The sequence below is a fragment of the Pectinatus haikarae genome (assembly GCF_050916305.1).
Lineage (GTDB): Bacteria > Bacillota > Negativicutes > Selenomonadales > Selenomonadaceae > Pectinatus > Pectinatus haikarae.
The window spans coordinates 529,368-554,393 of record NZ_CP116940.1; the positions used below are offsets into that span (position 1 = coordinate 529,368).

Annotated in this window: 22 protein-coding genes; 14 read left to right on the forward strand and 8 right to left on the reverse strand. The window is 40.8% G+C overall.

Annotated features, from left to right (window positions below):
* Positions 1 to 177: 177 nt before the first annotated feature.
* A complete protein-coding gene (locus tag NXG61_RS02635) occupies positions 178 to 1,086 on the reverse strand; it encodes an alpha/beta hydrolase (RefSeq protein WP_307223634.1) in 909 nt (302 codons plus the stop codon).
* 258 nt (positions 1,087 to 1,344) lie between these two features.
* Here NXG61_RS02635 and NXG61_RS02640 point away from each other — a divergent pair, with 258 nt between their 5' ends.
* From NXG61_RS02640 to NXG61_RS02650, 3 genes are all read left to right on the forward strand, one after another.
* A complete protein-coding gene (locus NXG61_RS02640) occupies positions 1,345 to 3,066 on the forward strand; it encodes a methyl-accepting chemotaxis protein (RefSeq protein ID WP_307223631.1) in 1,722 nt (573 codons plus the stop codon).
* A gap of 170 nt (positions 3,067 to 3,236) precedes the next feature.
* On the forward strand, positions 3,237 to 4,472 hold the full coding sequence (locus NXG61_RS02645) for an EAL and HDOD domain-containing protein (RefSeq protein ID WP_307223629.1): 1,236 nt from the start codon (positions 3,237 to 3,239) through the stop codon (positions 4,470 to 4,472).
* 349 nt (positions 4,473 to 4,821) lie between these two features.
* Positions 4,822 to 5,241 (forward strand): HIT family protein, encoded by a 420-nt coding sequence (locus tag NXG61_RS02650; protein ID WP_196604345.1) that lies wholly within the window; start codon positions 4,822 to 4,824, stop codon positions 5,239 to 5,241.
* A gap of 67 nt (positions 5,242 to 5,308) precedes the next feature.
* Here the strand turns inward: NXG61_RS02650 and NXG61_RS02655 are convergent, their stop codons facing one another.
* The 6 genes from NXG61_RS02655 to NXG61_RS02680 all read right to left on the reverse strand — a co-directional run bounded on the left by NXG61_RS02655 (position 5,309) and on the right by NXG61_RS02680 (position 12,124).
* Positions 5,309 to 6,202 carry a polysaccharide deacetylase family protein gene (locus tag NXG61_RS02655; RefSeq protein WP_307223627.1) on the reverse strand — a complete coding sequence of 298 codons (894 nt, stop codon included), beginning with the start codon at positions 6,200 to 6,202 and terminating at the stop codon, positions 5,309 to 5,311.
* A 3-nt stretch (positions 6,203 to 6,205) separates the two neighbouring features.
* Positions 6,206 to 7,240 (reverse strand): bifunctional UDP-4-keto-pentose/UDP-xylose synthase, encoded by a 1,035-nt coding sequence (locus NXG61_RS02660; protein WP_307223626.1) that lies wholly within the window; start codon positions 7,238 to 7,240, stop codon positions 6,206 to 6,208.
* Complete coding sequence (locus NXG61_RS02665) at positions 7,237 to 8,247, reverse strand: formyltransferase family protein (protein ID WP_307223625.1); 1,011 nt, start codon at positions 8,245 to 8,247, stop codon at positions 7,237 to 7,239. The genes NXG61_RS02660 and NXG61_RS02665 overlap by 4 nt, the downstream gene beginning before the upstream one ends.
* A complete protein-coding gene (locus tag NXG61_RS02670) occupies positions 8,240 to 9,184 on the reverse strand; it encodes a glycosyltransferase (RefSeq protein WP_307223624.1) in 945 nt (314 codons plus the stop codon). The genes NXG61_RS02665 and NXG61_RS02670 overlap by 8 nt, the downstream gene beginning before the upstream one ends.
* A gap of 17 nt (positions 9,185 to 9,201) precedes the next feature.
* Positions 9,202 to 10,359, reverse strand: a complete 1,158-nt coding sequence (locus NXG61_RS02675) for a DegT/DnrJ/EryC1/StrS family aminotransferase (protein WP_307223622.1) — start codon at positions 10,357 to 10,359, stop codon at positions 9,202 to 9,204.
* 115 nt (positions 10,360 to 10,474) lie between these two features.
* Positions 10,475 to 12,124: a phospholipid carrier-dependent glycosyltransferase gene (locus NXG61_RS02680; protein ID WP_307223620.1), complete on the reverse strand. Its 1,650-nt coding sequence runs from the start codon at positions 12,122 to 12,124 to the stop codon at positions 10,475 to 10,477.
* Positions 12,125 to 12,492: 368 nt separating this feature from the next.
* On the opposite strand from NXG61_RS02680, the gene NXG61_RS02685 reads away from it, so the two are divergent.
* The 11 genes from NXG61_RS02685 (at position 12,493) to NXG61_RS02735 (ending at position 23,842) form a co-directional block, all read left to right on the forward strand.
* A complete protein-coding gene (locus NXG61_RS02685; RefSeq protein ID WP_307223618.1) occupies positions 12,493 to 13,167 on the forward strand; it encodes a response regulator transcription factor in 675 nt (224 codons plus the stop codon).
* Between the two features lie 2 nt (positions 13,168 to 13,169).
* The gene (locus NXG61_RS02690; RefSeq protein WP_307223616.1) at positions 13,170 to 14,465 is read left to right on the forward strand and encodes a sensor histidine kinase; all 1,296 of its coding nucleotides are present in this window, start codon (positions 13,170 to 13,172) and stop codon (positions 14,463 to 14,465) included.
* 294 nt (positions 14,466 to 14,759) lie between these two features.
* Positions 14,760 to 16,790, forward strand: coding sequence for an OPT family oligopeptide transporter (locus NXG61_RS02695; protein ID WP_307223614.1), 2,031 nt, complete (start codon positions 14,760 to 14,762; stop codon positions 16,788 to 16,790).
* Positions 16,791 to 17,011: 221 nt separating this feature from the next.
* The gene (locus NXG61_RS02700) at positions 17,012 to 17,470 is read left to right on the forward strand and encodes a GNAT family N-acetyltransferase (RefSeq protein WP_196604334.1); all 459 of its coding nucleotides are present in this window, start codon (positions 17,012 to 17,014) and stop codon (positions 17,468 to 17,470) included.
* A gap of 52 nt (positions 17,471 to 17,522) precedes the next feature.
* Positions 17,523 to 17,993, forward strand: coding sequence for a metal-dependent hydrolase (locus NXG61_RS02705; protein WP_196604333.1), 471 nt, complete (start codon positions 17,523 to 17,525; stop codon positions 17,991 to 17,993).
* A gap of 15 nt (positions 17,994 to 18,008) precedes the next feature.
* Positions 18,009 to 18,371 carry an EamA family transporter gene (locus NXG61_RS02710; RefSeq protein WP_231038536.1) on the forward strand — a complete coding sequence of 121 codons (363 nt, stop codon included), beginning with the start codon at positions 18,009 to 18,011 and terminating at the stop codon, positions 18,369 to 18,371.
* 54 nt (positions 18,372 to 18,425) lie between these two features.
* Positions 18,426 to 19,100: an energy transducer TonB gene (locus NXG61_RS02715; protein ID WP_196604332.1), complete on the forward strand. Its 675-nt coding sequence runs from the start codon at positions 18,426 to 18,428 to the stop codon at positions 19,098 to 19,100.
* A gap of 20 nt (positions 19,101 to 19,120) precedes the next feature.
* Positions 19,121 to 21,127, forward strand: a complete 2,007-nt coding sequence (locus NXG61_RS02720) for a penicillin-binding protein (protein WP_370871642.1) — start codon at positions 19,121 to 19,123, stop codon at positions 21,125 to 21,127.
* Between the two features lie 121 nt (positions 21,128 to 21,248).
* The gene (gene serS, locus NXG61_RS02725) at positions 21,249 to 22,523 is read left to right on the forward strand and encodes a serine--tRNA ligase (protein ID WP_307223607.1); all 1,275 of its coding nucleotides are present in this window, start codon (positions 21,249 to 21,251) and stop codon (positions 22,521 to 22,523) included.
* 262 nt (positions 22,524 to 22,785) lie between these two features.
* Positions 22,786 to 23,157, forward strand: a complete 372-nt coding sequence (locus NXG61_RS02730) for a CidA/LrgA family protein (RefSeq protein ID WP_196604329.1) — start codon at positions 22,786 to 22,788, stop codon at positions 23,155 to 23,157.
* Entirely contained in the window at positions 23,150 to 23,842 is a 693-nt protein-coding gene (locus tag NXG61_RS02735; RefSeq protein WP_196604328.1) for an LrgB family protein, read from the forward strand. The genes NXG61_RS02730 and NXG61_RS02735 overlap by 8 nt, the downstream gene beginning before the upstream one ends.
* A 56-nt stretch (positions 23,843 to 23,898) precedes the next feature.
* On the opposite strand, the gene NXG61_RS02740 is transcribed toward NXG61_RS02735, so the two are convergent.
* Positions 23,899 to 24,942 (reverse strand): FecCD family ABC transporter permease, encoded by a 1,044-nt coding sequence (locus NXG61_RS02740; RefSeq protein ID WP_307223603.1) that lies wholly within the window; start codon positions 24,940 to 24,942, stop codon positions 23,899 to 23,901.
* Positions 24,943 to 25,026 lie beyond the last annotated feature (84 nt).

Here is a 25,026-nt window from a genome sequence, read left to right on the forward strand (position 1 = left end):
TAATATATTTTGCCATTGATTATTGTCAAATCTAAAAAAAAATTTTGCAGCAATAGAATTGCTCTTTTGCCGGCTTTCCTTAAATAATTAAATATATTACACTTTATACCAATCGCCATTTAATTATATTCAATAATTTTTCTTATAAATTATCAAAAATATAATAGGCACATTTTTCTATTTATTGCCGCCGTCATTAATCAGCTTGGCTGCCTCCTTTGCTATTTCACTGTCATTATGCCCTGCTCCTCGCACTGTTAAGAGCTGCCATCGAAACGGCACTCCTATATTTTCTGCCGTCTCTTTTGCTCCGGTAAAAAAATTACTTCCCCGTGCGAAACGTGTTTTCCCCTGCATATCTGCCAAAGAAGTTTTGCGAAAAACCTCACTTCTGTTTACATCCTCATCTCCCAGCATAACAAAAACAGACCGGGAAAATATTTCTGCCATATTTTTTTTGCCAATATACATGTTTTTGACGCCGTAGGGAAATTCGACATCACTATTCGGCATTGTATACCATCCTGCTTCTGCAATAATAATATTGCGGACCTTTGGTATATCGCCGAAAAACAGGCAGCGATGCAAGAATTGCGCTCCCGCAGAATGTCCATAAAGAGTAAAGTTTTCTTCCTTCGCGCCTGTCAAAATTTTTACCTTAGCAATAATATCTTTGACGACAGGAAAAATCCATTTCTCTTTCGGCTGCAGCATTGCTGACGCATCATCCGAGTCGGCAACATTACCGATATTATAATAACGCACTCCGGGATATTTAGACTTAGAAAATTCCGGACATATTATCAGCATATTATACTGCTCAGCATATTTTATCCAGTCATCTCTATATTTATCGGCATTTCTGCGCACACCGTGGAATATTAAAACTACAGGTCTATCCGCCGTCCATGCTGTAGGTCGATAATAAAAAACAGGCATCGGATCTTCATTTGCACCTGTTGCCGATTCCTGTATGACAAATGAGCCGGCACCGTTTGGCAGGATTACATCTGCAGATACGTTTCCTGAAGCCACTGTCCCACCGCAAATCAAAATTAAAAAAATTGTGCTTAATATTTTTCTCATAATTTTCCTCCGAAATATTTGATCTTATATTACTGCTGTCAGCCACTTGATTGCAACCATACATACCTTTTTATGCATAAAAATCTATACATAAATAATTTTTATATTTGCTTACTGCAAATACCATATATTATATTTATAACAAACTGAAAATTTATAATATAATTATTAATATTGTTTAAAAAGGAATAATAATATTTTACATAGAATTAATATTAAGACAAAATAATTTTTATTTATGAAAGGGGTCTCATCACTATGAACTTTGTCACTAAAATGAAGGTAAGGGAAAAGCTTGTTTTACTAGTAACTATTTTACTGTTCTTTATAATTTTATTAAGCGGTGTTGGCTATTATTCTTTAGATAAAAGCCATTTAATAACGAATAAAATGTACAACGAAAATTTGCTTGCTATAGAATATATTTACGATGTAAGAACTATGATCCGCCGAACACAGGAAGATACGTACCGAATACTGCTTGAAGAGAATGATGCTGAACGGCAGCAGTATTTCAATGATATCACTGAAACTAAAAAGACCATAGAAAATGACATAAGTAAATTTCAAAACTTATCGCTCAATAAGGATATACTTGATTCTGCAAAAGATGCCGATAATAAATATCTTCAATATGTCAATATTCAAAATGAAATTATTCAGTTGGGGATGCACAATAGCAATGAACAGGGGCATACCCTATACAAGGAAAAAGGGGATTTTCTCCTGTCCCAATTTTATGATGACCAATATACTCTTATAAAAAAGCTCAGTGAAAGTGCTGATCAGATGAATATTCAAAATGAAGATTATTTTAAAGTAAGCAGCATTTTATTTATCATAATCACAATGGCAGCTATTCTTTTAAGTATATTGATAGGCTGGGTAATTATTAAACAAATTTCCAAAAATCTGAACAAAATAAACGAAATTGTCAAGGATATGGCCAATGGTGATTTTTCCAATATTATTGCCAATGATAATTTAAATGATAAAAGTGAATTCGGCGATCTATCAAGAAATATTGCTATTATGACAAAAAACATTGCCACTCTCCTAAAAAAAATAACTCATTCTTCGGATACATTAGCTGCATCATCGGAAGAGCTCACCGCCAGTGCCGAACAATCAGCACAAGCATCCAACCAAGTAGCCGCATCTGTCACCAGAGTGGCGGAGAGTGCAGACAAGCAGCTTCAGCTCAGTAATAAATCTGACAGTGCTGTAAAAAATATTTCTACATCCATGGAAAAGTTATCGGTCAATACAAATATATTGTCTGATTCTGTCGAAAAAACGACTAAGGCTGCTAATAAAGGCGACATTGCCATAAATAAGACTATAGAACAAATGCATATTATCAAGGAAAAAACAAATGCCACATCCAGTGTAATAACTGATCTGGAAAATAAATCTCAGCAAATCGGTAAAATTGTCGATGTTATTTCCAATATTGCAGGGCAAACTAATCTGTTGGCTTTAAATGCGGCTATAGAGGCTGCCAGAGCTGGTGATGCAGGAAAAGGATTCTCCGTGGTGGCAGAAGAAGTCAGAAAACTGGCCGAACAATCTCAGGATGCTGCTAAACAAATCACTGAATTGATTACTGATGTTCAGCACAAGACTGATAACGCTGTAACATTTATGACCGAAGGAAAAGCAGAGGTTGAAAAAGGAACAGAAGTTGTAAGTATGGCCGGGGAAAATTTCGAACAGATTATCAGCATGGTCAATACTATGTTGACACAAATTGGCAATAACGCTCATGCCGTAGACGAAATAACAAATTATATGGAAAATGTAGCCACATTAGTAAACGAAACCGATAAAGAAAGCAGAAAATCATCTGCAGAAACTCAAACAATTTCAGCAGCCGCAGAAGAACAATCCGCCTCCAGTGAAGAAATTGCGTCTGCAAGTCAAGCTCTTTCTAAAATGGCTGCTGAAGTACAAAATAATATTAGAACTTTTAAAGTATAGCTTGTATGATCCCGCTGTCTTACTTTTCTATTGGATAAGTATCCAAGAACTTATCCCCTTGTTTTTCTTATATATTGTTACATCATAATATGTAATCAATTTTTATTATAAAAATGTAGTTTATTATAATATATATATTATAATAGGTATAAAAAGAAGGTGATGATTTCATGAATGTATATGTAGCCCGCCAGCCTATACTAAACCAAAGCAAAGAAACCGTGGCATATGAGCTTCTCTTTCGTGACGGCCTGCAAAATTCAATGAATTACAAAATTAATGGATATGCTGCAACTCAAAAGATCCTATCAAACAGCATGGTTGCATTTGGTATTGGTAAATTAGCCAGCAATAAAAAAGTATTCGTAAATTTTACCGAACAGAATATAACAAATGGTGACGTAGAGCTTTTACCTCCTGAAATGGTGGTGATAGAAATCCTGGAAAATACAGAACCTACAGCACCCCTATTAGCCAAATGCAAAGAATTAAAGGATAACGGCTATACATTTGCCCTTGACGATTTTGTATTTGAGCCAAAGTATCAGCCATTCATCGACTTGGCGGATATAGTAAAAATTGATTTTTTGATTACTAATACTGCAGAGGAACGAGAAAAAATACGCTATATCATCCCGCAGCATATCAAACTCTTGGCTGAAAAAGTGGAAACCCAGCAAGAGTACACGCAAGCTTTATCATTTGGTTATGAATTATTTCAGGGATATTTTTTCTGCAAACCTGTGATTATTTCGGAGAAAACAGCACGTGTAGACATAACGGCGCAATTTATGCTGATGCGTGAAATGAATAGCGCTCATGTCGATATAAATCGTATAGAAGATATCATCAAAAATGATCTTTCTCTTATTCATAAGCTGTTGAAATATATAAATTCCCCATATATAGGCATTCCCAATGAGGTTCGCAATCTCAGACAGGCAATAGCGCTGCTGGGAATAAACGGTGTACGCAATTGGGTCAATCTGGTCTGTATTCGGGATTTATCATCAGAAAAGCCCAATGAATTATTTGTTATCTTGTTAATCCGTGCCAAATTTTGTGAACTTGCTGCCGAAAATATTCCCGCTAAAAATTCAGAAAAGGATACTGCCTTTTTAATAGGTATGTTATCATTGTCCGATGTAGTCCTTGACCAGCCTATAGAAAAAGTGATTGATGAGCTGGGACTTGCTCCGGAAATAAAAGCAGCTCTGCTGTTTCGGCAAAACGATTTGGGACAGCTCCTCAACATGGTCACTGATTATGAACACGGCGATTGGGAGAAGGTAAAAAACTGGTGCCATGAGAATAATTTTTCTGAAGAATTACTTGCCTCTCTTTATAATGAGGTGATCCATTGGGCGACAAAAATGAATGAAGATATAAATGGAAGTATTCAATAAAAATATTTTATTGGCATCATTGATCAACTGAATAATAAATTGAAAGTCAGGAAATAAATGCTTCCATTATTTTCCCGACTTTTAATTCGGCTGAGCGTATAATAAAACTCTAAGTGCGTATGGCATATATCAGCCTAAACTACACGGCAATTCAATATTAATAAATGTCCGTACATTATAATTTATGGACGAAGTTCATATTCTTACATATATTCAACTTGTTATTTTTATAATCATTTTATAATATTTTTACTTTTTATAAAAATTGTAATTTTTACTTTTTTGTTGTAATATATAATTGTATTGATTATATACTAATATATTTTTCATATTGTGGGAGGAAACAATTATGAGGGATCCAGATTGTGCTTACTGTGGCAATGATGATATATTATCAGGTTTCGGTATATTCATCTGTGAACTGTCATACAGTAAAATCTATTTATTTAAAGAACAAAGCCATCCGGGCAGATGCATTGCAGCCTACAAAGACCATATTGATAATATCACCGATCTCAGCAATACCGACATTGCCGGATATTATCGGGACATTGCTGTTTTGTCCCGTGCTTTGCATAAAATTTTCCATCCGGACAAAATAAATTATGGTGCATACGGTGATACGGCAAAACATCTCCATACACATCTCGTCCCAAAATATAAAGATAAATTTGAATGGGGCGGTGTTTTTGCCATGAATCCCAATAAAATACATCTCAATGACGGTGAATATAAAGAAATGCTGGAAAAAATAAAAGCGGCACTTTAAATCATCGTCAGTCTGCCGCAAATTAAAAAGAACGTTTATGATAATAATTTTATCATAAACGTTCTTTTTAATTCAACGGGTCACTTTGCAGAGCAACAGTCCCTGCTCTTCCCGGTAGATTTCCGGCATAAACACGGCATTTTTTTATATTGGGGAGGTTTTTGCCTTCTTTCAAAAGTACAAATTCAAAACCTTGAGCCTTAGCTCTGACAATAAAATCACCAAGAACAGCCAATTTTGACAAGCCTTCCATCTCTGCATGGATAGTAAACACATTCCATATGCTATCGCAATTTTTCAGCCAGTAGTCTACTATATTATTCTCAGTAACGCCCATTATACCGAGTACTTCATCCATCGTCAGCAAAGTACCGGGAATCTGCAGCGGAGAAAATTCTTTTCCTTCCATTATCGGATAAAAAGGATAATAGCCTCGCACATCCGAGCAGAAATCAAAGCCTAATTCCTGTTGGACTTTTAAACTTTTATAGGTCGTCTGCCAGCCCGGCGCACCGCAGAAACGCGGTTTTCTGTGGGCGATTTTTTCAAATAAATGGCAAGCTTTCGTCAAGTGCAGGCGTATTTTTTCTTCAGACAATCCGGGAAGTTTATCCTGCCAATATACATGATCCCAGCAATGAATCCCGCAGTCATGTCCGTCTGCCATTGCCCTGAGAAAAGGTGCCGTATTGGGTTCCACAATAAGCGGTGCAGGCAAAACTGTTCCATACATCATAGTTTTTAATCCATATGTAGACGGTGCTTTAGTACGAAGCATTTTTGCCAAAAACCCTTTGCGGAAAATTCGGCGTATAGCTTTTCCCGAATTATCAGGTCCCATCGAAAAGAAAAATGTCGCCTTTATGCCATTTTTTTGAAAGACATCCAGCATATTGGGTACGCCCTGTTCATATCCTCTTTTTGTGTCAACATCTATTTTAATGGCAATTTTTTTCGGCATATATCACAAACCCTTTTCCAACTGTGCAGCATGCCAATCCAATGTGAATTTAATAGCTTCACGCAATGATGTTTTTGGTTCCCAGCAGAGCAGATCCTTCATCTTTTGTATGGATGGCAGACGATCCTGCATATCATCATAATTTTTACCGTAATATTGGGCCGCCGGTATATCCACCAATTCAACAGATCTTGCCTTAGCGGCAAACTGAGGATAATTTTTCATTTCTTCTATTATCATCAAAGCCAATTCCTTAATAGAATAATGATTGGCGGGATTGCCTAAGTTAAATATTTCACCATTGGCTTTATTGTCTTCATTTTTTATTATGGCAATGAGTCCGTCGATCCCGTCTCCCACCCATATAAATGACCGTTTCTGTGCACCGCCGCCGACAAGGTTTATCTTGCCCGTATATAAAATATCATATATAAATTGTGTTATGGAACGAGCCTTATGTTCTGCGGCATCTTTGAACGTATCCAGTCCCGGTCCTACCCAGTTAAAGGGGCGGAAAATAGAGAACGGAAGATTTTTTTCCTGACCGAAAGCGAAAATTACACGATCCATCATCTGCTTGCTGCAGCTGTATATCCAGCGCGATTTTTTTATAGGTCCTAAAGTCAGTGTGCTTTCATCTTCGATCATTACTTTGCTGTTTTCTGTGGGCATCCCATATACTTCAGAGGTAGAAGGGAAAATAACTCTTTTTTTATACTTGGCACAGTGTCTTACTATCTTTAAATTTTGCTCAAAGTCGAGTTCAAAAGTCCACAAAGGATGCGTTATATAATAAGCAGGCCGTGCTATGCCGGCAAGAGGCAAAATAACATCATTTTCTTTAACAGCCTGTTCCAGCCAGCTTTCTTCTTCGAATATGTCGCCTGTTTTCATCGAAAACCGGGGATTGCCCGCAAACTCGCCCAGATTATTATTGTGCAGATCAAATCCCTGTATCTGCCAATCAGTTTTCTGCAATATGTCCCGCAAAAGGTGCGTTCCTATAAAACCGTTAATTCCGGTAATAAATATTTTCATTTATTCTGCTCCTTATATTTTTTTAGCGCCGAGACCTTCTCTGCTGCGGAGAAACGACCGGACAGCTTCCTGAGTAATTGACTGTCCGATTTATCAGCCAGCGATATATCTTTTAATAGTAAAAAACCGCGGCCACATTTTACAAGGACGTCTGTTCTCACAGTGATGATGCTTCCCGCAATAAGATCCGGCATATTTTCTCTATCTTTTATCCCATATTTTTGAAAAAACAATTCATCCGTCAGCGGCAATGCCTGCCATATGAATATCTTACGCTCTCTCAAAAAAGTGAATGCCCCGGGGAAGGGATGAGTTACTGATCTTATCAGATTATAGACAGCTTCGGCATTGTCCTGCCAGTCTATGATCCCATCTTCAGGACAGCGTCGGCCAAATTTTGTAGCCTGTGTTTCATCCTGTTTTCTATGCGGTGCTTTTCCGTTCTCGATAAGGGGCAAATATTCTTTCACTATATTTTTAACAGCCGTACTGGCCTTCAGAAAAATATCATATCCTGTATCCTGAAAATCGATCGGAAATATTTTCTGCGCTATTATATCCCCCTGATCGGCCTTTTCTGTCATAACATGCATAGTCACACCTGTCTGTTTTTCTCCGTTCAAAACAGCCCAATTGATGCAGGCTCTGCCCCGGTATTTGGGCAGCAGAGATCCGTGCAGATTATAGGCGCCCAGACGCGGCGCGCGCAAAAATTCACTTGGTATCATTGCCCTGTAATATGCCGATAAAACTATATCAGGTGCAGCCGCTGCAAAAAAAGGAAATGCCGCTTCATCTATTTTTACTGATCTATAAACAGGGATGTTTTCTTTCTTCGCCAGATCATATACTGAATTAAACCATATCTCTTCATCCGAAGAATCTGTGTGCGTAAATACAGCAGCCAGATTGGCATGTGCGGCAATCAGCTCCTCAAGACAGTCAAATCCCGGTTGACTGTAAGCAAATAAAGCGATAGAAGGGCGGGAATCAATTGCTTTATTCATCAATATCCTCTTCCCATATTTTTTTGATTACAAAACGAGGTCTTTTTTGAATCTGTTTATAAATACGCCCTATGTATTCACCAATTATTCCCAGGCTCATGATTGAAATGCCCGTCAAGAAAAATTGAATGGCCATAAGCGTAAATAAACCTTCCGCCTCAGAACCTATAACAAATCTTCTTATCAGCATATAAGCCACAAGCAGGAAACTAAGCACTGATATCCCCATCCCGCTCATCGTCACCCACTGAAGCGGCGACAAGGAAAAACTGGTCATAAGATCAAAATTCAGTCTTATCAAACGAAACATGCTGTATTTAGACATCCCATATTCACGCTCACGATGTTCTACAACAATCTCGACAGGATTAACCGCATATTTTTGACCCAGTGCGGGAATAAAGGTTGTTGATTCATTGCTGTTCGCTATGATGTCGATAATTCTGCGATCATAGCCTCTGAGCATGCAGCCATAGTCATTGATCTGCAGACCCGTTATACTGTTTGTTATCTTATTGACTACCCTTGATGCGGCTTTCCTGAAAAATGGATCTCGCCTGTTTTTCCGACAGGAACCGACTACGTCGTGCCCTTCATCCATTTTCTTTACAAGTTTGGGGATTTCAGAAGGAGGATTCTGCAGATCGGCATCAAGAGTGATTATAAACTTCCCGCATACATGTGAAAATGCTGCCATGATCGCCATATGCTGTCCAAAATTACCGTTGAAATCAATAAGCCGGACAGCATGCGGATGCATTTTCTGAAAATCATACAACATGGAAAAAGATTTATCCTTACTGCCGTCATTAACAAAAACTATCTCATATTTTCTGCCCAATTTCTCCATTACAGGATATAATTCCTCAAACAGACGGGGCAAAGATTCTTCCTCATTATACACAGGAATAACTATAGATATTTCAGGAACCATCATTTCACCTTTTCACGCTCTTATTTACAAACAGTCTGTACTGCTTCGATCACATCATCCACATCCTGATCCGTCATTGCCGGGAAAAGAGGCAGCGATACTATCTTTTCACCGATCGCTTCAGCCACCGGCATATCGCCTTTTTTCAGTCCGGTTATCTTTGCATAGCCGCTGAATAAGTGAACTGCCTGATAATGATATGCCGTACCTATATTATACTGCTTCATCTTTTCCATAAATTCGTCACGGGTAAAGCCTGTTTCACTGCTTTCTATAAGCGGCGTATAAATATGCCATGAATGAGTACAGTCCTCTTCGACCGCTGCCGGCAGCGTCAATCCCTGCACAGAGGCAAAAGCCTCATCATATCTGGCAACAATCTGAGCACGGCGCTTGTTGAATTCGTCCAGATATTTCAGCTGATCACGGCCTATAGCAGCCTGAATATCCATCATTTGATATTTAAGTCCCGGAACAAAAATATCATAATGACTTTTCCCTTTTGCGCCAAAACGATTCCATGCCCCTTTATCCATACCATTTTGCCGCTGTACAGACATACGGTCTGCTGCTTTTTCATCATCAGTCGTTATCATGCCGCCCTCGCCTGTTGTCATATTCTTAGTCGGATGAAAACTGAACACGGCAATATGCCTGGCCCCTCTGCCTGCTCCGATCTTCCTGCCATGGTACACAGACCCCATCGCATGGGCGCTGTCCTCAATTATCGCAATATCATGTTTCTTCGCAATTTGTTCAATAGCATCCATATCACAAGGGCGGCCTGCAAAATGGACCGGTATTACCGCCTTTGTCTTAGCCGTTATCTTTTCCTCCAGCCTTTTCGGATCTATATTAAGTGTCAGCGGATCGATATCAGCCAAAACCGGCACAGCTCCTGAATAAATGATAGCATTCAGCGTACTGGCAAAAGTCATCGGCGTGGTTATAACCTCATCGCCGGGTTCCACCAGTGCCATAACGGCCAAATGCAGTCCGGCAGTGGCAGAATTGACCGATATCGCAAATTTACTGCCTACGTATTGTGCAAACTTTGCTTCGAAATCAACGGTTTTCGGACCCATAGCCAGCCAGCCGGAACGTATGGAATCACAAACATCAGCTATGGCATCCTCACTGACAGACGGTTTGGAAAAAGGCAAAAAATCTTTTCTCATTATAATAAACTCCTTTGATTATAGGATTCATACTGCTTGCAAATCTGCCGGCATTTAAGCAGTTCTCAGAATCGGCAGCCGAATCGTTTTCTAAAAATACATAAAAGAATCGTTTTTATTTATTGACAATATAGTAATATCCACCTTTAGGCTGCATTTCTTTTACCGCCCCGGGCAAGATATTTTTTATCAGTTTTTTCTTGCTTTTATCAAATACTATAAATACCCTTTTGTCACTGTTCCATAAATCGGTGAGCTGGTCATCATCAATAAACCACCCCTGTCCTCCAGGGTGCCCTGCGCCAAATTCCAATTCACCGAGATATGATGCCACAACTATACGTTTCTGCAAATAAAACGCAAGTCCCTGCACATAATCGCCATATGAAACAACAATATCTCCTGGTTCCTGAATATTTCGTATATCATCAGCAACATATACTGCTGTCCTCTGAACTGCGACCTGTCCGTGAATAGACTGCAGCCCGCACGCAAAAAGGAATGCCACTGCCGCCATAGCCGAAACAGTACAGCGTATCTGCTTAGTCTTGAACCAGACAAAAAGGACTCCTGCCAGTCCGAAAGTCAAAGAAAGAAAAATGAGCCAGCCCTTGCGGAATATCTGCCATGCGCTCAGGTAATCAGCATGCAGCGAATATCCTATAAGCGCCGCTATAAAGATGAACCAGCCTATGCTGTTCAGCAAAAGGCCGCTGCCCATCCATCTGCCAAGCTGAGATGATCTTCTTATTGAAGCGGCAATCAAAATTGCCAGAGCGGAAAGACACGGCAATATATATGGCACCAGTTTTGAATCTGAAAGTGAATAAAACAGAAACACAACAAAAAACCATGTCAGCAGAAATATAATATCATGTTTATTTTTATTCGATTCTATGTGGCGGACAATACCTTTTTTTGCAAAAAGCGCGGGTAAAAAGCCCAGCCAGGGAAACATGCCCAATATTATCATGGGGATGAAAAACCAAAATGGCTGATATCGATCCGCCATTTTAGTAGCAAAGCGTAAAAAATGCTCACGTATAAAAAAGAAATAGAAAAAATCTGGATTGGCACGACATACCAGATAAAACCATGGTACACTTAATATCAGGAACAAAAAAATACCCGGCAGGTATATAATATCACGTACAATACTCCACTGCCTGGTAAAGATCATATACCAAAAAATTATCCCCAAAGGAAGCACTATGGAAATGAGTCCCTTTGTCAGCAGCCCCAATGCCATTGCCGCATAAAACAGAAGATACCATTTTCTGTTTTTGCTGAGACGGGCTTTATAAAATGACGCCAGTGAAAGTGTCATAAACATCGTTATCATCATATCAAGTATGTCAATCGAACCAACGACGATGTGCAGTGTCGATGTCGCCAAAATAACAGCTGTCAATAGACCAGTGCGCTTGGTAAACATCATTTTTCCCAGCCATGCAGTGAGAAAAACATTCATTATCCCCATTACTGCGGGAACAACACGGGTAGCACCCTCATTTTCCCCAAAAACATACATGGATGCCGCCGTCAGCCAGTACTGTAAAACCGGTTTTTCAAAGTACTCAACACCATTTAAACGCGGTGTTATAAAATCTCCGGTAGCCAGCATTTCTCGCGGAATCTCGCCATAGCGGCCTTCATCCGGTTCCATCAAGGGGTAATCATTAATGTGGACAATATACAGGGCAATAATAGAAAATACGATAACAAGCACCGCTATTTTTTTTTGCCGAGTGTTCAATGTATGCAATAAAATACTCCTTCCTAAAAATGCGTATAACTAGAATTATTATATCATTATACTGTCATTAAGCAAGTTTGACAGTATCCATCTCTCTTATTATTTTAATCAATAGATATGAAATATTTATGAAACATACTTTCACAGTCTTTCCTGACGCTCCTTTTATATCTGAAAATTTTCAGAATAAATTCAGACACGCACGCTAAAATAAAATAGATATTTTTTAGATGCCCCTGCTTTTGGAATATGGATACGGCCGCGTGCCGATAAAATATCCTGCTGATCATTAATTGCAGAACGTACCGGCATGATGAAACCACTTTTCTCTGTATATATAAGTTATTTACTATTTTTTAATAATCGGAGTGAAAACCATGAAAATATTATTGGCGGAAGACGACAGCAAGCTTTCAAAAATGCTTGGATTCCTATTAAAGAAGGAGGGTTACAATGTCGATATAGTTGACAACGGAGAAGATGCCATCGGCTATCTGTCCATTACAAACTATGACGTAGTTCTCTTGGATTGGATGATGCCGGGAAAGAGCGGTATTGACGTCTGTGTCAATATCCGTCAAAGCAATAAAAATTGCGGTATCATTATGCTTACAGCAAAGGATACTCTTGATGATCGGATCACCGGTCTTGACAATGGTGCTGACGACTATATCGTCAAACCCTTTGAATTTCCCGAACTGCTGGCACGGATAAGAGCCGTTTTACGCCGGCAGGATAAACAATATACAGACAATATTATTTCTCTTGATGGAGAATTGAAGATTGACAGAACAAAATTCACAGCATATCTTCATGAAAAGGACCTCCAACTGACGCGCAGAGAATTCCAGCTGCTGTCCGTTTTATTGCAGAATAAGGGAACAACACTGCCGCGGGAACAGATAATAAATAAGATATGGAATGATGAGGATGGAATCTCCTCCAATGCACTTGACGCATTAATAAAATTGTTGAGAAAGAAGCTGGCTGACGCAGGAAAACACGATCTGATCAAGACAGTGCACGGCATCGGCTATAAAATTGAGGAATAAGCATGAAATTATTCTCACAGTTCCGCAAAAAATTAGTCAAAAGATACATGCAGCTGACCGGTATAATCATTTTTATGTTAATAACGCTTATTTATGGTTTCATTGTTTCACTCGTCTACAACAATTTTATCAGTCAGGCGCATCTTCTGGCAATGGAAGAAGTTGAAGAGCTGAACTACATTGTCAGCGACGGAAAGCTGCTGCCCGATCTGCCGCTGGACAATAACAGCAGTCAGAAATATTTGAACAAAATATTTTATTATATGTATGATAAAAATGATCAGCTGCTTAAAATGTCCAATAAAATTGATTGGAGCAAGACAGATATAGAAACGCTGACCACTCAGGATCTGTTGCAGGACGGACAGTACGAAATGCATATTGTTTTTACCGCGCAAAAAGAATTTCGTTTTTTTGTGATCACACGGGAATCCATCTGGAATAACGGCCAATATGCCGGAAAAGTATATGCTGGTTTTGACATAAGCCATGACCTGATGCTGCTTGGCAGGCTGCTTCTTTGGATAACGCTCCTTTTGTTATGTACTCTTTTTGTTATCAATAAAGCCGCAAATTTTATGGCAAACAAAGCCATGAAACCGGTTGTCGAATCATTTGAAAAACAAGTTCTTTTTGCGGCAAATGCCTCTCATGAGCTGCGGACCCCCCTGAGTGTTCTCTTATCAGGGCTCGATATTCTAAAAGATGATGCCGACAATAAAATGTCTGCCTTTTCCAAAGAAATAATCGGCGATATGACAGGCGAAATTCTTAAAATGAAGGCTCTTATCAGTAATATGCTGCTTCTGGCCAGATGCGACAACAGTGCTGCTGGTCTGAAAAAAAATCGTGTCTGGCTTAATATCATCCTAAAAAATACCGCAGCTCGATTTCAGACCATAACCGCAGATAAAAATATCGCTTTATCTGTCATCGATGATGTCCCTGATCTATACGGCTGGGTCGACCGCAATCATCTTGAACAGATCATTTCCATATTGATTGACAATGCCGTAAAATACACGCCAAGAAACGGAAAAATCTTTTTACGGGCTCATTGTCATAATGGTATGTCCGCCATTTCTGTTTCCAACACAGGTCCCGGCATAGGAGAGAAAGACCTGCCATATGTATTTGACAGATTTTATCGATCATCTGAAGCCAAAAAGTACGAGGGAAGCGGCCTGGGTCTTTCCATAGCCAAGGCATTGGCAGAAAAAAACAATGGTATGCTTATTGTGCAGAGCGAAGAAAATATACGGACAATCTTTACCTTATATCTATCCCAAAAAGATTGATCAGTATCATACAGAAGATATTTTTCAGTTTATGTTTACATTCTCCTCAGTAAAGGTTATCATATTATAGATATTGATAAATGGAGACTTAATTCAGACGGCGTTTTAACGCCGCCTGAATAGTAGTCGAAATTATCCAGGGAGTTAGCCGCTCTTTACTCACCGCTTGCAGAAGCGGGAGTATCAGAGCGGGTTAGTCATCGGACAAATTAATATATGTATCTATAATTCTTATCACTTACTGATTAATTTGTCACATCCCGATAAATACTATCGACAAATAGGAGGATTTCCATGAAAAAATTGGTCGATGTAATGGCAAACGATGTAGCTTTACCCGAACTTACTTTCAGAGGAATGTTTTTAGGGATGCTGCTGACAGGAATTTTTACAGCATCAAATGTTTATCTTGGTCTGAAGGTGGGGCTGACCTTTTCTTCATCCATACCTGCAGCAGTTATTTCGATGGCCGTTCTGCGTATGTTTGCCGGCTCAAACATACTGGAAAACAACATGGTTCAGACACAGGTATCTGCCGCCGGAACCTTGTCGGCAGTTATCTTTATTATTCCGGGGCTGCTTATGAGCGGCTATTGGGCTGATTTTCCACTGTGGCAGACTTTTATGATCTGTCTGTGCGGCGGTGCCCTAGGTGTATTATTCACCATTCCGCTCAGAAGAGCTATGGTAGTTCACAGTGATCTTGCCTATCCCGAGGGAAAGGCTGCCGCTGAAATATTGAAAGCCGGCAGTTCTTCCAATGATGAATCGAGTAATTCCGACAATGGCCTCAAAGAAATAAGCATGGGGGCATTTCTCGCCGCGGCAGTAAATTTATGCACCGCCGGCTTTCGTCTGCTCGCTGATCAAATAAGCTGGGCCTTTGCTGTCGGTAAAGCTGTATTCAGCATCACTATGGGCTTTTCTCTGGCACTTTTTGGTGCCGGATACCTGATCGGTCTGGCAGGCGGCATAGCGATGCTTGTCGGTATAATTCTGGCTTGGGGTGTTTTTACCCCATATTTCACCACACTTGCTTCTCCTAAGGAAGGCATGGACCTCATAAGCTTTGCTTCATCTGTCTGGGTGAGCAAAGTACGTTTCATCGGTACAGGCACCATAGGGGTCGCTGCTTTATGGACTTTTCTCTTACTGATGAAGCCAGTGATAACCGGTATAAAAGAGCTTATGGCGGCTAATGCAGCAAATAACACTGTCAATAAAACCGCACACCGCATGGATACGGATCTGTCACTTAAGACTATGACGATCTTGTTTATCCTGATAACAATAGGTCTGTTGTTTACCGTGTACTCGTTTGCAGCCGCTGCAGCTTTTTCCACCGGTACCGTTATCATTTTTACTATTATAGGCACTTTACTCGTTCTGCTGATCGGTTTTCTGGTGGCGGCTGCCTGCGGTTATATGGCAGGTCTTGTCGGTTCATCCTCCAGCCCCGTATCAGGCATCGGCCTGCTCGGTATAATTATTTCTTCCTTAATCATTCTGGCAGTCGGCTCTTCTCAGGGAATATTCGCCGACCCCGCCGGAAGAAAGTTTGCTATAGCTTTTGCAATATTTATTACCAGTATAATCCTTGCTACGGCAACCATATCCAATGATAATCTACAGGATCTGAAGACCGGCCTTTTAGTTGGTGCGACGCCTTGGAAACAACAGATCGCACTTATCATTGGCTGTATTTTCGGTGCCTGCGTGATATCTCCTGTTTTAAATCTTCTCTATCAGGCTTACGGCTTTGCAGGCGCATTTCCCCGCTCTGATATGGACCCGTCTCAGGCAATGGCCGCTCCTCAGGCCAACCTCATGACAACAATAGCCCAGGGCATATTCAACAGCAATATTGATTGGACTCTCATCGGTATTGGCATCCTGCTTGGGATCATCGTGATTATCATTGATATATTTATAAAAAAGCTCAATCCGCTCTGGAGCCTGCCGCCGCTTGCTGTCGGCATGGGTATTTATCTGCCGCCTTCTGCCGATGAACCATTAGTAATTGGTGCTATAGCAGCTTATTTCGTTCATAAGCATCTGAAAAAACATGCGCAGAAAAATCCTGATTATATTGAAAAGCACGAACGGCGCGGTGTCCTTTTTGCCTCGGGCATGATTGTCGGCGAAAGCATTATGGGCGTGATCATCGCTGCCGCCATAGTTGCCTCTGTCACGTCCGGAGGCAGCGGCGATCCACTTTCTCTCGTAGGCAAAAATTTTGACACGGCTTCCCAAAGTTTTGGTCTTATTGTATGTATTCTGATGATGCTTTACTTCATTCGAAGGATCATTTCGAAAAAGATTTGATATTTTCTTAAGTTTTGTGCATACCGAATCTATCCCCTGAAGGTAACAGAAAATATATTACTCTGTCTCCTTTCAGGGATATTTTTATTTATAGGAATACTTCTGGCAGATTGCCACTTGCAGAAGATATTGTTTTTGCGTAAAATAGAGCACAGATACAATGAATGTAATATTTTTTTATCTATATCCACCCGGAAATAAAAGTAAACGAGGAAGCACTGATGTATATTATAAAAGAAGCCGATAATCCTGCTCTGCAAAAGTTAGCTGCCTCTCTCATAAGGGAGCTGGCTGTTTATGAATCTCTTGAAGATATTTGTACCGCAACTTCCGATGACATTGAAGAACTTTTTTCAGACGGATTGCTGCACGCTCTGCTGGCCTTTGATGAAGCGGGTGAGGCTGCCGGCATTTTGACATATTTTTACATGGTTTCCACTTTTTACGGCAAAAGAATTTCTTATATGGATGATCTTTTTATCCGCGAAAAATTTAGGGGCAATGGTCTTGGAAAAAAATTGATCACTGAATGGGAAGGCATCGGACGCAGCAAAAACTGCTGTAAATTAGAATGGAAATGCCTTACCTGGAATAAACCCGCACAAAATTTTTATAAAAATTTTGGCGGAATCATGGACGACAAAAATCTCACTTATTATAAAATACTTGCTGATGAATAAATAGCCGCAGCTGCACAACCGCTGGCATATTTTTCTATAAGGAGGCAATGCTGTGAAATGGATAAATCATATGATGGTGACAGGTACTATAGTATATGCCGTTACAGCTGACCCTCTGCTTGCTGTATACAGCATAGCAGGCAGTGTTCTTCCCGACAGACTTGAAGGAAAACCTCCGCAAAATAAAAAAGATTACTGGCGCTGGCGCAAAAAGCATCGTACTTGGACGCACTGGCCTGTTCCCTATCTGTTGCTGATAGTTCTGATCCTGCTCCTGCATCGTTTCGGCCTGATTGATTCTTCCTTATGGCACTTGGCGCTTATTCCGCTGTTCGTTCTCACGGGATCATTGCTGCACATTATTGAGGATGCCTTGTGCGGTAAAGTTCCTCTTATTTCGTATAATAAAAAAATCGGCTTGAAAATTTTTACGGTAGATTCTTTTGGTGAATATTTTTTTTCCATATCGCTGATTGTCATTTTACTGCTTTACCGCGGCGGCTCACAAATTTTAAATAATTGATTAAGAAGGCTGATTATGAACTTTATTTTGATTTTAATCGGAGTATTGCTGAATGCCGTAGCTCAGTTAGTACTGAAGAAGGGCATGTCTATCATAGGTACGGTACAGGTGGACATTGCTTCTATCACTGAAATGATCCTAAAAGCTTCCACAAACCTTTATATTTATCTGGGACTTCTATGCTATGTCTTAAGCTTTGTTGTCTGGCTCATGGTTTTATCACGCACTGAAGTAAGCTATGCCTATCCGTTTTTAAGCATAGGTTACGTTATAGCGGCATTTGTCGGCTATTTTTATTTTGGTGAGAGCATGACTTTATATAAGGTCGGCGGTATTGCTCTTATCTGTTTTGGTGTATTTTTATTATATCGTTCTTAACCATATTCCACAAAGGCATATGGTTTTCAGCTCGTCGATAAAGGAGTTTCTACCATGAATGGTAAAAAGCGCTGGCAGACAGCTATTATTTTTTCGATAATTATTCATATACTATTACTTATATTTATTTCTCATCAAATCCCCCAATGGCTGCCGCCTTCAATCCTGCCTCCTGAAGAAAACACTGCCGTTTTCATTGATGATAAGCCATTACCTGCTGATGACAATACAGGCAATGAAGAGAACTCAGCAGCACCTGCACCGGAAGATACGACCATAACTATACCGTCAAAAAATATTCTTCCGCAAACAGCAGAATCCGAATCTGCTCCGGCAGAGCAGATTTCACCCCGTTCAGAAAAGGAAAACAGTGCAGTTGACACAGACAGCCGCAAAAACAAACCCAAACGTTACCGCATTACGTCTTTAAAAGGTGTAAATCTGGCATCACTTATTGACCCTGCTCATCCGCCAGCTCCGCCTCAGCTTATCAAGGAGGTTCCTTTTGTACCGCCTGATGAACTGCTTGCTTCTCCGCATCCTGTCGAAGTAGAGGTAAAATACATGATCGAAGCTGACGGCAGCGTACACGCTGATATCTCAAAATCATCAGGCAGCGACGCAGTGGATGATGCCGCTATAAAAGCAATTTCAGCCTGGCGCTACGCACCAATGGATAACCCCTACCCCATTCCGCTGCCGCATATGTTTCGCTGGCCGGAAGAATAATTATATAATTTCTGGAAGGAGTGTCAGTATTGCCTAAATACAGCAACGCAGACAATAGGCCCAGCCCGCGTCAGGCACAATCGCGCATAATCTTAATAGTAGTTTCGCTGATTTTAGCCTTTGTACTGCTGTCTCTGCGCTATATTTGGGTGCAAACCATCCTCCATCCCGAGCTTTTAGCCAGAGTTCAATATCAGGCCGAAGACCAATACACCGTGCATCTTCCGCGAGGCTCTATCTACGATCGCAACAACCATGAACTGGCAGTTAGCAATATGACAAAATCTCTTTATGTTGATCCCAATCATGTTGATGATCCGCAGACATTGGCGAATGATTTAGCACCGCTCATCAACATGCCGGCAGCTGATATATTGAAAAAAATTTCTATCGGCGGCGGTTTTGTGTGGCTGAAAAGGCAGATGGAGCCAGCTGAATCCGATGCAGCGGCAAAGCTCATAAAAGAAAAATCTTACGGTACTTGTCTTGGTTTCAGAGAAGAAAGCAAACGCTATTATCCCAATAAAATGCTTGCGGCAAATGTCCTGGGATTTGTCGGTACTGACGATAAAGGCCTTGACGGCATAGAACAGTCAATGGACAAAGTCATACAGGGACAGGCAGTAAATACCGCACTGTTTACCGACACATTGGCTCGTCCTATCCTTGATTCCGTTCTCAGCAACGTCGAACCGCAGGGCAATTCCAGAAAAAGCGTTGAATTGACAATCGACAGTACAATCCAATATATTACTGAGCAGGCATTGGATAAGGCCATGGCAGAATACGCGCCCGCAGCCGCGACCGCAGTTGTAATGGACCCGAAAACAGCAGAAATCTTAGCCATGGCCTCCAGGCCATCCTATGATCCCAATAATTTTGCGGCATATTCATCTGCAAGCTGGAAAAACAAAGCCGTCTCCTTTGTTTATGAACCCGGTTCCACTTTTAAAGCTATTGTTGCCGCAGCTGCTCTGCAGGAAAAAATCGTCGGTCCAAATGATATTTTTGTCGACCCGGGTTATTTGATGATAGATGGACGACGCATCCAGAATTGGAGCGAAGGCAGTTTCGGTACAGTATCCTTTACTAAAATAATAGAAGAATCCATTAACACAGGATTTGTCCATATAGGGCTCGGCCTCGGGGGCGACAGGCTTATGGAATACGCCAGAAAATTCGGTTTCGGTAAAAAAACCGGTGTTGAACTTCCCGGTGAAGAACAGGGAATTTTGTTTGATCCCAAGGATATGTCTCAAATAAATATTGCTACCACTTCTATAGGACAAAGCATAGCAGTAACGCCTCTGCAGATGGTAACTGCCATGTCGGCTATCGCCAACAAGGGCGTTCTTATGAAACCTCATATCATAAAGAAGATTTCTAATCCTGACGAGAGTGTCTATGAAGAAACCAAACCGCAGGAAGTTCGCCGAGCCATAGATGTCCAAACGGATCAGGTCCTGACATCGCTGCTTGAAAAAGTTGTATCTGAAGGCGGCGGCAGCAAAGCATCCGTTTCCGGATACCGCATCGCCGGAAAAACAGGTACTGCTCAAAAATTAGATACTGTTAACGGTGGATATCTGTCCGGCCGCTATATCGCTTCCTTCTGCGGTTTTGCTCCGGTTGAAGACCCCCAGTTTGTTGTGCTGGTCATACTCGACGATCCTCACAAGGTCAACTACTATGGCGGACAGATAGCAGCCCCTATAGCTCATGATATTTTTTCTGCCATTTTCCGCTATCTTCATATAGAACCTTCTGTACCAATAAAGGATGACAATGCTGCTGTCAGTGCTCCGAAAATGCAAACCAGTCAGCAGACATCTGCAGCCAATATTCCCAAGGGAATGACAGCTGTACCCGATCTGTCAGGAAAAACAATCAGAGATGCCACTCAAATTCTTAAAAATCTTCAGCTTGATATAACTATTATCGGCAGCGGCACTGCTGCCTCGCAATCCCCTGCATCGGGAACGCCTGTTGCTCCGCATACCAAAATAACCGTACATTTTTCTCCTTAAATGTGATAAAATAGTATGAGTATTGTGATCTTACTGGTCTCATTTCTGCATAATGATAAGCAGGCACAGAATTTTTCTGTGTCTGATAATTACTTTGTATAAAAAGGCAGGTCATTTAGTAATGCTTGATATTAAATTCGTCAGAGATAATACTGAAAAAGTGTTGGATATGCTAAAAAAACGCAATAATCCAATGAATCTCGACAGATTCAAAGTGCTGGAAGAAAAACGCCGTGTGATCATTGGCGAAACAGAAACGTTAAAGGGATCCCGCAATAATGTTTCCAAACAGATAAGTGAAATGAAAAAACGCAAAGAGAATACAGACCAGCTTGTCCTGGAAATGCGTACGGCAGGCGAAAAAATCAATCAGCTGGACAAGGAGCTTCATGCTATTGAAGATGAGCTGCGCAACATTCTGCTGCATATTCCCAATATGCTCAATCCGGCTGTGCCTGTGGGCAATGATGACAGCGACAACCCTGAAGTACGGCGTTTCGGTGAACCGCGTAAATTTGATTTTGAGCCAAAAGCTCATTGGGATATAGGTGCGCAGCTCGATATTCTTGATCCTGAGCGGGCAGCAAAAGTTTCGCAGTCCCGTTTTACTTTTTATAAGGGTATGGGTGCACGTCTTGAACGCGCTGTAATTAATTTTATGATGGACACCCACTCCAACGAACACGGTTATACTGAAATGCTGGCGCCTTATATAGTCAACAAGGAAAGTATGACAGGTACCGGCCAGCTGCCTAAATTTGCTGACGATATGTTTAAAATTCAGGATACCGATCTTTATCTCGTACCTACAGCAGAAGTTCCCGCGACGAATTATCATCGTGATGAAATACTTGACGGGGCTTCTCTGCCCGAACATTATTGCGTTTACACAGCCTGTTTCAGAGAAGAAGCCGGCTCCGCCGGCCGTGATACACGCGGTCTTATACGCCAGCATCAGTTCAATAAAGTAGAATTGATAAAGTTTGTCAAACCAGAAAATTCTTATGATGAATTGGAAAGAATGGTAAGAGATGCTTCACATATTCTGGAACTTCTGGAAATTCCTTATCATGTGGTAACCTTATGCAGCGGTGACATAGGTTTTACCGCAGCAAAAACCTATGACATAGAAGTCTGGCTGCCAAGCTGCAATATGTACAGAGAAATTTCTTCCTGCTCCAATGTTGAGGATTATCAGGCCCGCCGTGCCAATATAAGATTCCGCCGAGATACAAAATCCAAACCGGAATATGTTCATACACTGAATGGCTCCGGCCTTGCGGTGGGAAGAACAGTAGCAGCTATACTGGAAAATTATCAGCAGAAAGACGGCAGTGTGATCGTTCCTGAAGTCCTGCGAAAATATATGGGGATCGACGTGATACGGCACATTTGATCATTTCGAAAAAAATTATTATAAATATATTCTATGCCGAGGTCCTAGGGGGAGATGGAGATTCCTGGCCTCGGTATTTATTTTATCTTTTTTAAATACAGAAAATTCTCTTTTTTTATAATATAACTTTTTTACATATCTATATTGACTTATCATAAAAAAAATATATAATTAATTTTCATCAGATTATATATTTTTTTTATCTAAGCAGAATATATTGTTCTGTCTTCACACAACAGTGAAGAGAGGAGTCGACACTTTAATGAAGCTTTTAGAACAATTTACCATTATTCTAGCTCTGACTCTTGTAGTTGAAACTGTCAAAGCCTTGGTTCCGCTGCCTATCCCAGCCAGTATCTACGGATTATTATTGATGCTTTTCTTATTAAAAGCAAAGGTAATACCTCTTGTTTCAGTAAAGGATGCCGGCAAAATCCTATTGGAAACTATGCCGATAATGTTTATACCGGCAGCTGTTGGTCTGCTCAATTCGTGGAATACAGTAAAAGAATTATTATTTCCTTTGATAGTAGTGATTTTTATATCTACTCTGGCAGTCATGGTTATTTCCGGTCATGTTACCCAAATGGTGATTCATTTCAACCAAAAAAGGAGCGACCTTAAGGATGAATGAACTCATCTCCAATTCGGCTTTATTCGGACTTATAGTAAGTATTGCAGCTTATGAAATAGGCTTGTTTATCAAAAAAAAATTCAGGCTTGCGGTATTTAACCCTCTTTTAATAGCGATTTTTATAATTATTCTATTCCTGCTGGGTTTTAACATTCAATACGATGAATACAATCGCGGTGCTAAATATCTCAGTTACCTGCTCACTCCCGCTACTATCTGTCTGGCAATTCCGCTCTATGAGCAGCTGGAATTTCTGAAAAAGAATGTCAAAGCCATCCTTGCAGGCATCATATCCGGAGTCATCACAAGTATGACTACCATTCTGATCCTCAGCATATTATTCAACTTCAATCACAGAGAATATGTCACGCTGCTGCCAAAGTCCATTACTACCGCTATCGGCATCGATGTTTCAACAGAACTTGGCGGTATAGTTACCATTACAGTGGCGGTTATAATCATAACCGGTGTTTTGGGCAATATAATGGCTGAAAAAGTATGCAAACTCTTTAAAATCAACGAACCCGTCGCAAGAGGGGTTGCTATAGGTTCATCGGCACATGCGATCGGTACAGCCAAAGCCATGGAAATGGGAGCTATCGAAGCTGCCATCAGCAGTCTCTCCATAGTGGTTGCCGGTATTATAACAGTCTTTGGTGTTTCTGTATATGCAAATTTTATGTAAAAGAGCATTGGCTTATAGGCCAATGCTCTTTTACATATACCAACCATCACCTGCCGTCAGGAATCATAAGAAATTTTCTGCATTTTTCTCAGCAGATACAAAAAATATGGTGCGCCTAACAATGCCGTCATTATACCGACCCGTATCTCCACCGGCGGCATGATAATGCGGCCAAGCAAATCGCAGCTCACTAAGAAAGCCGCTCCCGCCAGAGCGCTGGCAGGCAAAAGCAGCACGTAATCTGGCCCCAGCAGCATTCGCATTATATGCGGTATGATCAAACCCACAAAGCCTATATTGCCGCTCACGCAAACGGCAGCGGCAGTCACTGCGGCAGCAGTAAACATAAGACCTATACGAAATGTCATGACAGGCATCCCTACTGATCTTGCCTCAGTATCGCCAAGTGCCAGAACATTCAGATGACGTGCCGCAGCTATCATAACTGCTATACCTGACAATATAGGTCCCGCAGCAATATAAACGTGTTCCCATCGCCTGTAATCAAGGCCGCCGATAATCCAAAACAAATAACTTTGTGCTTTCTGCTCGTTCATCATCGTCAGAATACCTGATGTAACTGCTCCCAGCAGCATGCTTGTCACAACTCCCGCCAAAAGCAGCGTCACCGCCGGTATCCGTTTTCCCCGCATAGCCAAAAACACAGTAAAAAATACGGCAAGAAGACTCCCAAATAAGGCAAACAGAGGCAGCATAAAAACATTTTCTGCGGCTATTCCCAGCGCGATAGCTATCACGGCTCCCGTCGCGGCTCCTGCCGAAACGCCCGTAATTCCCGGATCAGCCAGCGGATTATTGAAAATACCCTGCATTACCGCTCCTGAAATCCCCAGTCCGGCACCTACCAGCACCCCCGTCAGAACCCGCGGCATTCGTATAAACCAAATTACAGCGTCCTGCTCCATTGTAAACGAACCATTTTCTCCCCACAGTATATTTAAATGATAAAAAACTGCCGACAAAGTGCTTTTCATCGGTATTTCTATCTGCCCGCAGGACAGCGATATCAGACAAATAACCATTAAAAACAATGCAAGAAACAGCAAAATTTTTTTATTGCTTTTTCCGGTTGCAGGCATATATTTTCCCCCATTGAATATATATTGAGTATTTTTACTGAATTGATTATTATAAACTATATACCTGCTGTACTGTCAAATATC

Bases quoted from the DNA above. Each gene is read 5' to 3' on its own strand.
- NXG61_RS02685 (WP_307223618.1), top strand. From the start codon at position 12,493: ATGAAAATATTATTGGCGGAAGACGACAGCAAGCTTTCAAAAATGCTT.
- NXG61_RS02660 (WP_307223626.1), bottom strand. From the start codon at position 7,240: ATGAAAATATTTATTACCGGAATTAACGGTTTTATAGGAACGCACCTT.
- NXG61_RS02655 (WP_307223627.1), bottom strand. From the start codon at position 6,202: ATGCCGAAAAAAATTGCCATTAAAATAGATGTTGACACAAAAAGAGGA.
- NXG61_RS02695 (WP_307223614.1), top strand. From the start codon at position 14,760: ATGAAAAAATTGGTCGATGTAATGGCAAACGATGTAGCTTTACCCGAA.
- NXG61_RS02740 (WP_307223603.1), bottom strand. From the start codon at position 24,942: ATGCCTGCAACCGGAAAAAGCAATAAAAAAATTTTGCTGTTTCTTGCA.
- NXG61_RS02735 (WP_196604328.1), top strand. From the start codon at position 23,150: ATGAATGAACTCATCTCCAATTCGGCTTTATTCGGACTTATAGTAAGT.
- NXG61_RS02690 (WP_307223616.1), top strand. From the start codon at position 13,170: ATGAAATTATTCTCACAGTTCCGCAAAAAATTAGTCAAAAGATACATG.
- NXG61_RS02645 (WP_307223629.1), top strand. From the start codon at position 3,237: ATGAATGTATATGTAGCCCGCCAGCCTATACTAAACCAAAGCAAAGAA.
- NXG61_RS02675 (WP_307223622.1), bottom strand. From the start codon at position 10,359: ATGAGAAAAGATTTTTTGCCTTTTTCCAAACCGTCTGTCAGTGAGGAT.
- NXG61_RS02635 (WP_307223634.1), bottom strand. From the start codon at position 1,086: ATGAGAAAAATATTAAGCACAATTTTTTTAATTTTGATTTGCGGTGGG.
- serS (WP_307223607.1), top strand. From the start codon at position 21,249: ATGCTTGATATTAAATTCGTCAGAGATAATACTGAAAAAGTGTTGGAT.
- NXG61_RS02650 (WP_196604345.1), top strand. From the start codon at position 4,822: ATGAGGGATCCAGATTGTGCTTACTGTGGCAATGATGATATATTATCA.
- NXG61_RS02710 (WP_231038536.1), top strand. From the start codon at position 18,009: ATGAACTTTATTTTGATTTTAATCGGAGTATTGCTGAATGCCGTAGCT.
- NXG61_RS02640 (WP_307223631.1), top strand. From the start codon at position 1,345: ATGAACTTTGTCACTAAAATGAAGGTAAGGGAAAAGCTTGTTTTACTA.
- NXG61_RS02670 (WP_307223624.1), bottom strand. From the start codon at position 9,184: ATGATGGTTCCTGAAATATCTATAGTTATTCCTGTGTATAATGAGGAA.
- NXG61_RS02730 (WP_196604329.1), top strand. From the start codon at position 22,786: ATGAAGCTTTTAGAACAATTTACCATTATTCTAGCTCTGACTCTTGTA.
- NXG61_RS02665 (WP_307223625.1), bottom strand. From the start codon at position 8,247: ATGAATAAAGCAATTGATTCCCGCCCTTCTATCGCTTTATTTGCTTAC.
- NXG61_RS02715 (WP_196604332.1), top strand. From the start codon at position 18,426: ATGAATGGTAAAAAGCGCTGGCAGACAGCTATTATTTTTTCGATAATT.
- NXG61_RS02700 (WP_196604334.1), top strand. From the start codon at position 17,012: ATGTATATTATAAAAGAAGCCGATAATCCTGCTCTGCAAAAGTTAGCT.